6 protein-coding genes are annotated in these 8078 nt (G+C 69.7%); 1 reads left to right on the plus strand and 5 read right to left on the minus strand.

Annotated elements, in window-relative coordinates; genetic code table 11:
- Window positions 1–217: 217 nt before the first annotated feature.
- Complete coding sequence (locus DKT68_RS20005; RefSeq protein ID WP_109818932.1) at window positions 218–1879, minus strand: glycoside hydrolase family 10 protein; 1662 nt, start codon at window positions 1877–1879, stop codon at window positions 218–220.
- Window positions 1880–2181: 302 nt separating this feature from the next.
- Here DKT68_RS20005 and DKT68_RS20010 point away from each other — a divergent pair, with 302 nt between their 5' ends.
- Window positions 2182–3684: an amino acid permease gene (locus DKT68_RS20010; protein WP_109818933.1), complete on the plus strand. Its 1503-nt coding sequence runs from the start codon at window positions 2182–2184 to the stop codon at window positions 3682–3684.
- Between the two features lie 57 nt (window positions 3685–3741).
- On the opposite strand, the gene DKT68_RS20015 is transcribed toward DKT68_RS20010, so the two are convergent.
- From DKT68_RS20015 to DKT68_RS20030, 4 genes are read right to left on the minus strand one after another with little or no spacing between them, the layout of a single operon-like run.
- Window positions 3742–4767, minus strand: coding sequence for a glycoside hydrolase family 43 protein (locus DKT68_RS20015; RefSeq protein WP_109818934.1), 1026 nt, complete (start codon window positions 4765–4767; stop codon window positions 3742–3744).
- Window positions 4764–5621, minus strand: a complete 858-nt coding sequence (locus DKT68_RS20020) for a carbohydrate ABC transporter permease (RefSeq protein ID WP_201749117.1) — start codon at window positions 5619–5621, stop codon at window positions 4764–4766. The genes DKT68_RS20015 and DKT68_RS20020 overlap by 4 nt, the downstream gene beginning before the upstream one ends.
- 10 nt (window positions 5622–5631) lie before the next feature.
- Window positions 5632–6597, minus strand: coding sequence for a carbohydrate ABC transporter permease (locus tag DKT68_RS20025; RefSeq protein WP_109818935.1), 966 nt, complete (start codon window positions 6595–6597; stop codon window positions 5632–5634).
- A gap of 6 nt (window positions 6598–6603) precedes the next feature.
- Entirely contained in the window at window positions 6604–7932 is a 1329-nt protein-coding gene (locus DKT68_RS20030) for an ABC transporter substrate-binding protein (protein ID WP_109818936.1), read from the minus strand.
- Between the last annotated feature and the right edge of the window lie 146 nt (window positions 7933–8078).

Below are 8078 nucleotides of genomic sequence, written 5' to 3' on the forward strand. Positions count from 1 at the left end.
GGCGAACAGGGTGGCGAGCCGTCGGGGCACGGGTTACCTCCGCGGGGGTGAGCGGGTGGGGCGGTAAGTTACCGGCGGGTCACCGGGATGTCGATCAGTGTCGATGAACTGATCAACAGGTTGATATGTGCCTCGCCAACTATTGGTGACATGTGTTGAAACAGACGAATGCCCCGGGTGCACGTGGCACCCGGGGCATCCGGCGAGGGTCGTACGGTCAGCGCAGGACGAAGGCCGGCGGGCTAACCGGGCTCTCGTTGGCCGTCCGGTCCAGCGCCGTCACCTGGTAGGTGTACCGCCGGCCGGGCTCGGCCGACGTGTCCACCCAGGACTGCGTTCCACCGGGCGTGGCCCGGACGGTGTCGACCAGGTGCGCGGCGTCCGCGGTGCCGCAACGACCGGGCAGCGTGGTGCCGTCGAACCGGTAGATCGCGTACGAGGTGGCTTTGCCGAGCGGTCCGACGCCGTCGGCCGGCTGACGCCAGGTCAGCCGTACCCCGTCCGCGTCCCGGACGGCCCTGGTGACCACCGGGAAGAGGAGCGGCTTTGCCGGCAGGTGCGGCATGGCCGGCACCAGCGCCGGGCGGGAGTAGTGCTCGGCGGCGTAGATGTCGGTGGCGCCGAGCCGGTTGGCCCGCACCTGGACGGCGGAGAAGTGCACGTTGCCCTGCACCTCCGGGTACGACCGGTTGAGGGTCAGGTGGTCCGACAGCTCGCGCGGGTTCATCCAGAACGACCCGTACGCGGGGTCGCCGCTCTTGTAGTCGGCCTGGCCGATGTAGAGCTGGACGCGGGTGCCGCGCACCGTCTCGGCCCACCACGGCACCAGCCGGGCGTAGTCGGCGGCCGGGTACTGCCCGATGTACCAGTAGAGCTGCGGCACCACGTAGTCGATCCACTCCTGCTTGACCCACTTGCGGGTGTCGGCGGAGATGATGTCGTACGACTGACTGCCGGTGGTGTCCGAGCCGAGCGGGTCGGCGGCCTTGTTGCGCCAGATGCCGAACGGGCTGACCCCGAACTTCACCCACGGCTTCGCTGCCTTGATCTTGCCGTTCATCTCCTGGATCAGCAGGTTGATGTTGTCCCGCCGCCAGTCCGCCCGGTCGGTGAAGCCCCGGTTGTACGCCGCGAACGTGGCGTCGTCGGGCACCTGGTGCGTCCCGCTCGGGTACGGGTAGAAGTAGTCGTCGAAGTGCACGCCGTCGATGTCGTACCGCTTGACCGCGTCCATCATCGCGGTCTGCACGAACTCACGGACCTCGGGGATGCCGGGGTTGTAGTAGAGCCGGCTGCCCGCCACGCCGGCCGGCGGGTAGGCGAAGGTCCAGTCCGGGTGCTCGCGGGCCGGGTGGCCGGGGGCGAGCTGGCTGAGGTCCGTGCCCGCGCCGCCGGGGGCCGGCATGGAGACCCGGTACGGGTTGAACCAGGCGTGGAACTCCAGGTTGCGCTTGTGCGACTCCTCGACGAGGAAGGCCAGCGGGTCCCAGCCCGGGTCCTGGCCGCGGACGCCGGTCAGGTATTCGGACCAGGGCTCGTACGGCGACGGCCAGAGGGCGTCGGCGGTCGGCCGGACCTGCACCACGACCGCGTTGTGGTTCAGCCGCTCGGCGAGGTCGAGCAGGCCCCGGTACTCGGCCTGCTGGGCGGCGATCCGGTCCGGGCTGGTCTGGGACGCCTTGGTGGGCCAGTCGATGTTGACCACCGACGAGATCCACATCGCCCGGAACTGTCGCTTCGGGGTGGCCGGGTCGGTGGTGCAGGTGGCGGTGGTGGCGGTGTCGGCCGCGCCTGGTGCGGCGCTGGCGGGGGTGGCGGCGACGAGCGTGCCGAGCAGGGCTGCGACCAGCCCGGCGGCTCCGAGCCGAGTTGCCTTCATGCGGTGTGTCCCTTCGTTGGGGCTCCCGGGTGTTCGGCGCGGCACGCCGGCAAGATTCGCCGCAGGCTATCTGCCGCTGGAAGGAAATTTTCACACTCGGGTCGTTACCGCAAGGGTTCGCGCCCGCTCGATTCGGCGGCCGGATATCGGGTCGTTCCGCGTCGATCGTCGAGTTGCGGGCTGTGACCGTGGTCGCACCGACCGTCAGGGAGCCTCGGCGTGGTTGACGGTTCCCGCCGCTGGGTAGCAACGGCGGTCACCGGCCGCCACGGTGGTGGTCGTACGGTGGGAGGGGTGAGCGCGTGTCCGTGCTGCGGACCAAACCGATCCAGGACGTGGTGGCCCAGAGCGAGGCCGACGGCACCGACGGCCGCCAGGGGCTGAAGAGGCGGCTCGGCGCGGTCGACCTCACCGGCTTCGGCATCGGCATCGTGATCGGCACCGGCATCTTCACGCTCACCGGGATCGAGGCCCGGGACAGCGCCGGTCCGGGTGTGGTGATCTCCTTCGCCATCGCCGGCGTGGTCGCCCTGCTCGCCGCGCTCTGCTACGCCGAGCTGGCCTCCAGCGTGCCGACCGCCGGCAGCGCCTACACCTACGCGTACGCCACGATGGGCGAGATCGTCGCCTGGATCATCGGCTGGGACCTGCTGCTGGAGTTCGCGCTAGGCGCCGCCGTGGTGGCCCGTGGCTGGTCGGGCTACCTGGCCGAGCTGCTCGACCTGCCGACGAGGTGGTTCGGTGAGGAGGGCAGCACGGTCAACATCGGCGCGATCGCGATCGTGCTGATCCTCGGCGTCGTGGCGATCGTCGGCATCCGGGAGTCCGCCCGGATCACCAACCTGCTGGTGCTGGTCAAGGTGGCCATCTGCGTCTTCGTGGTGGTCGCCGGGCTGTTCTTCGTCAGGGCCGCCAACCTCAGCCCGTTCATCCCGCCGGCCGAGCCCGCGGGCAGCGGCGACGACGGGATCAAGCAGCCGGTCACCCAGGCCCTCTTCGGGCTGGAGCCGTCGGTCTTCGGCTTCGTCGGGGTGCTCAGCGCCGCCGCGGTGGTCTTCTTCGCGTACACCGGCTTCGAGGCGGTGGCCAACCTCGGTGAGGAGACCAGGAAGCCCAAGCGGGACCTCACCCTGGGCCTGCTCGGCACGCTGCTGATCTCCACCGTGCTCTACATCGGCGTCTCGCTGGTGGTCGTCGGCATGGTGCCCTACACCGAGATCGACCGGGGTGCCCCCATCGCGTCGGCCTTCGAGTCGGTCGGCGCCGGCTGGGCAGCGGTGCTGGTTTCCATCGCCGCGGTCGCTGGCCTGACCAGCGTCATCCTGGTCGACCTGGTGGCGATGGGCCGGATCGGCTTCGCCATCGCCCGGGACGGGCTGATCCCGCCCTCCATCGCGGCCGTCCACCCGCGCTGGGGGACCCCGTACCGGATCTCGGCGATCATGACGGTGGCGGTCGCGCTGCTGGCCGGCTTCCTGCCGCTCTCCGCCCTGGCCGACCTGGTCAGCATCGGCGCGCTGTGCGCGTTCGTGCTGGTCTCGATCGCGGTGCCGATCCTGCGCCGCAAGCGCCCGGATCTGGAGCGGCCGTTCCGGGTGCCGTTCTCGCCGGTGCTGCCGATCGTCTCCGCGCTGGCCTGCTTCTACCTGATGCTCAACCTGTCCGTGGAGACCTGGCTGCGGTTCCTGGTCTGGATGCTGCTCGGCGCGCTCATCTACTTCGGCTACGGCCACCGACGCAACCGGCTCGCTCGCCACGAGCCCGCCGTCGCCCCGGCCCCCCGCGAGCCGGCCGCCGACAGCTGAGCCAGAACGTGCGGAGGGGCCCCTCGCGATCGCGAGGGGCCCCTTCTTGCGTACGTGTCAGGGACGGGGCTGGGGTCCGTCCGTGGGCCCCTTGACGACCGGCTTGCCGTCGACCCAGGTCACCTCGTCCAGCCAGAGCTGGCGGCCGGGGTCGGTGCTGCCCTCCTGGCCGGGCGGCCAGGCGTGGTACAGCAGCCAGGTCCGGCCGTCCTTCACGACCATCGAGGCGTGGCCGGGGCCGGACGCGGCCTCGTTGGTCTTCAGGATCGGGTTCTCGGCGGCCTTCACGCACGGACCGGTCGGGCTCTCGCAGATCGCGTAGCCCTCGGCGTACTCGGCCCGGTCGTAGGCGTTCGCGGCGAAGAAGAGGTGCAGCCGGCCGTCCTGCCGGTGGAAGAACGGCCCCTCGATCAGGGTGCCCTCCCACGGCTCGGTCTGCTTGAGCAGCTTCGTCGGCTCGCCGACCAGGGTCAGGCCGTCGTCGGCGAGGCGCTGCGACCAGAGCCAGGTGTCCACCCCGATCGCGTTGCCGTCGTTCTTCCACAACAGCCAGAGGCTGCCGTCGGTGTCCCGGAAGGGGCTGGCGTCGATCGCCCCGCCCAGCTCCGCCTGACAGATCAGCGGCCCGGCCGAGTCGTCCCGGTACGGCCCCTGCGGCGCGCTGGCCACCGCACGCCCGACACACTGCCGCCCGGACTCCCGCCCGGCGACCGTGTAGTAGAGCAGGAACCGGTCCGCAGCCAGCTGGATCGCCTCCGGCGCCCAGGTCTTGCCGGCGTCCGCCCAGTCGGGCAGCGTCGGCAGGGCGTCCCCGGCCTCGGTCCAGTCGACCAGGTCCGTGGAGGTGAGCACCGGGACGTTGCGGCCCCCGGCGTTGGTGTGGAACAGGTACCAGGTGTCGCCCACCTGGATCGCCTGCGGATCGGGGGCGTCGGTGCGTACGACCGGGTTGGTGAACATGCTCGGGTCGCTCCCGCTGCTCGTGGGGGTGGGTTCGCTGCTGTCGGAGCAGCCCGCGACGAGCAACGCGGCGGCGATGATGATCGCCGCCGCGCCGCGTCGCCGGGTGGTTGTGCGGGTCATCCCTTGAGACCGCTGCGGGAGACGCCCTGGATGATGTGCCGCTGGGCCAGCACGAAGAGGATCAGCACCGGCAGGCTGGCCAGCACGGCGCCCGCCATGATCACCGGATAGTCGGTGACGTACGAACCCTGGAGCAGGCCCAGGCCCGGCGGCAGGGTGAGCTGCTCCGGGCTGAACAGCACGAAGATCGGCCAGAGGAAGTCGTTCCAGTTGGTGAGGAACGACAGCACGGCCAGGGTGGCCAGCGCCGGCTTGGACAGCGGCAGCACCACCCGGAAGAAGATCTGCCACTGGTTGGCGCCGTCCAGCGTGGCGGCCTCCTCCAGCTCGTTGGGGAGCGAGAGGAAGAACTGCCGAAGGAAGAACACCCCGAACGCGCTGGCCGCGCCCGGCACGATCACCACGGTGAGGGTGTCGATCCAGTTGAGCTGGTCGACGATCAGGAAGTTCGGGATGATCAGCGAGGTCGGCGGGATGAACAGCGTCCCGACGATCAGCGCGAAGCTCACCCCGCGCCCGCGGAACTTCAGCCGGGCCAGCGCGTACGCGGCCATCGAGGCGGTCACCAGGACCAGCAGCGAGTGCAGCGTGGCGGCCAGCATGCTGTTGAGGAACCAGCGCAGCACCGGGTTCGCCGAGTTGTTGAGGATCTGCTCGTAGCCGTAGCCCGCGATCGGGTTGGGCAGCCAGCTCGGCGGGATCTGCTGGGCGGCGGTGTAGGTCTTCAGCGAGGTGATGACCATCCACACCAGTGGCATCAGGAAGATCAGGGCCAGCGCCACCAGCGTGGCGTAGAGCACGACCCGGCGCAGCGCGGTGGCCGAACCGCCGGTGGTCGGCGTGGGCGTCGTCATGGCGGTCCCCTCAGTCTTCCTTGTAGCGGAAGAGGCGGAAGTTGGCGAGGCTCACGACCGCCAGCATCAGGGCGAACATGATGCTCATCGCGGCGGCCTTGCCGGCGTTGTTGTTACGCAGCCCCGTCTCGACGATGAACCAGACCACCGTGCGCGTCTCCGTGCCGGGCGCTCCCTGGGTGATCAGGAACGACTGGCCGAACATGTTCGCCGAGGCGAGCACGGTCGTGGTGATCACGAAGAGCAGCACCGGGCGCAGCCCGGGCAGGGTGACGTTGCGGAACCGCTGCCAGGCGTTGGCGCCGTCCATCCGGGCCGCCTCGTACAGCTCCGGCGAGATGTCCTGAAGGCCGGCCAGGTAGATCACCGCGTTGAAGCCGGAGGTCCACCAGACGGTCACGCCGACCAGCGAGATCCACGCCCACGGCATGTTGGTGACCCACGGGGTGTCCGACGGCAGCCCGACGGCCCCGGCGATCCGGTTGACCAGGCCCAGGTTGGCGTCGAGCAGGAACCGCCAGAGCAGGCCGATCACCGCGACGCCCAGCACGTACGGCGCGAAGTAGATCGCCCGGAAGAAGGTCCGGCCCGGGAAGGAGCGGTTCAGCAGCAGCGCCAGCCCGAGCGGGACGACCACCAGCAGCGGCACCGACAGCACCGTGAAGATCGCGGTCGCCCGGACGCTCTCCCACCAGTCGCCGTAGACGGCGGAGTCGCTGGAGAACAGCTCCTTGTAGTTGTCCAACCCGACGAACGGCCGGTTGGGCAGCTGGAAGTCCCACTGGTGCACGCTGAGCCAGAGGCCCAGGATGATCGGCAGCAGGCCGAACACCCCGAACAGGACCAGGTAGGGGGCGAGGAACAGATACGGCGTCGCCCGTCCGGTCCGGCCCGCCGAGGCGCCCCGGCGGGCAGCCTTGGCCGCCGGGGGCGGCGCGTCACCGCGCGCCGCCCCGACCTCGATCACGTCCGCCACGGGTTATCAGCTCCCGTACTTCTTGCGGTTGTCCTCGAGCTGCTTGTTGGCCTTGGCCACGCCGTCGTCGAGCGCCTGCTTGGGCGACTTCTTGCCCAGCGCGGCCTCGTTGAAGGAGTTGTAGAAGGTCGTCATGACCTCGCCCAGACCCGGGGCCGCCGGCGGGAAGGCGGCGTACTCCAGCTCGGGGGCGAGCGACGAGATCTCCGGCAGAGCCTTGAACTCGGCGCCCTCACGGACGGCCTTACGGGCCGGCACCTGGCCGCCCTTCGCCCAGTCCAGCGAGTGCTCGCTGAGCCAGTTGATGAAGACCTTCGCGCCGGAGACCTTGTTGGCGTCGTTGGCCCGCTGCTTCACGATGGTGAAGTTGTGCGAGTTGGCCCACGCCGCCGGCTTGCTGCCGATCTGGGGCAGCGGCGCGACGCCCCACTGCACCTCCGGGCTCTTCTTCAGATCGTTGATCTGCCAGATGCCGTTCCAGGTGAAGGCGTTCTTGCCGCTCTTGAACGCCAGGTAGTCGGCGTCCTGGCCGACGTTCGCCGGCGAGTAGCCCTGCTTGATCATGTCGACCAGCCAGGTGCACGCCTCGACGGCCGGGTCGGAGTTGAAGGTGGCCTTGGCCACGTCGGCGTCGAAGAGCGTGCCGCCCCACTGGTTGAGCAGGGAGTAGAAGGTCATGCCGCCGGTGAACTGGAACGGGCTGACCCAGAAGCCCTGCACGCCGGCCTTCTTGAGCTCGGCCAGCGCCGCGACGTACTCGTCCTTGGTCGTCGGCGGCTTGTTCGGGTCCAGGCCGGCCTTCTGCATGACGGCCTTGTTGTAGTAGAAGCCCAGCGGGTGCATGTCCAGGGGGATGCCGTACCGCTTGTTGTTGTAGAGCCCGCCCTTCCACACCGTGGGGGCGAAGTCGCCCTCGGCGAGTTCCAGGTTCTTGGCCACGTCGTCCAGCTCGGTGATCACGCCGCGGGCGGCGAAGGTGGCGAGCTGGTCCATGTGCATGACCGCGATGTCCGGGCCGTTGCCGCTGGAGGCCGCGCCGGGGAGCTTGTTGTAGTAGTCCTCCCACTGGTACGTGGCGACCGAGACGGCGATGTTCTTGTGCTCGGTGTTGAACTGGTTCACCAGCGTCTTGAAGATGTCGCCGTCGCCGCCGGTGAAGCCGTTCCACAGCTTCAGGTCGACCTTGGGGCCGGTGTACTCCTTGCCGCCGTTGCCGGCGGCCGGGCCGGAGCTGCTGTCATCGCCGCCGCAGCCGGCGAGGGTCAGCGAGGCCGCGGCACCGAGTCCGAGACCGAGGCCGAGCAGGCGGCGCCGGCTCATGTCGTTCTGGATCATGCTGGTATCTCCTTGAAGGGGGGACGGGATGAATTGTGCCTGGTCAAACTCGGTGCGACCTCAAGCGTTTGCCGGGCCGAAGCGCAGCACGCTCCAGGACACGGCGGGCAGGCGCACGGTGCACCGGCCGCCGTCGGGGGTGGGGG

This window comes from Micromonospora acroterricola (genome assembly GCF_003172955.1).
GTDB lineage: Bacteria > Actinomycetota > Actinomycetes > Mycobacteriales > Micromonosporaceae > Micromonospora > Micromonospora acroterricola.

Bases quoted from the DNA above. Each gene is read 5' to 3' on its own strand.
- DKT68_RS20005 (WP_109818932.1), bottom strand. From the start codon at position 1,879: ATGAAGGCAACTCGGCTCGGAGCCGCCGGGCTGGTCGCAGCCCTGCTC.
- DKT68_RS20015 (WP_109818934.1), bottom strand. From the start codon at position 4,767: ATGACCCGCACAACCACCCGGCGACGCGGCGCGGCGGCGATCATCATC.
- DKT68_RS20020 (WP_201749117.1), bottom strand. From the start codon at position 5,621: ATGACGACGCCCACGCCGACCACCGGCGGTTCGGCCACCGCGCTGCGC.
- DKT68_RS20030 (WP_109818936.1), bottom strand. From the start codon at position 7,932: ATGATCCAGAACGACATGAGCCGGCGCCGCCTGCTCGGCCTCGGTCTC.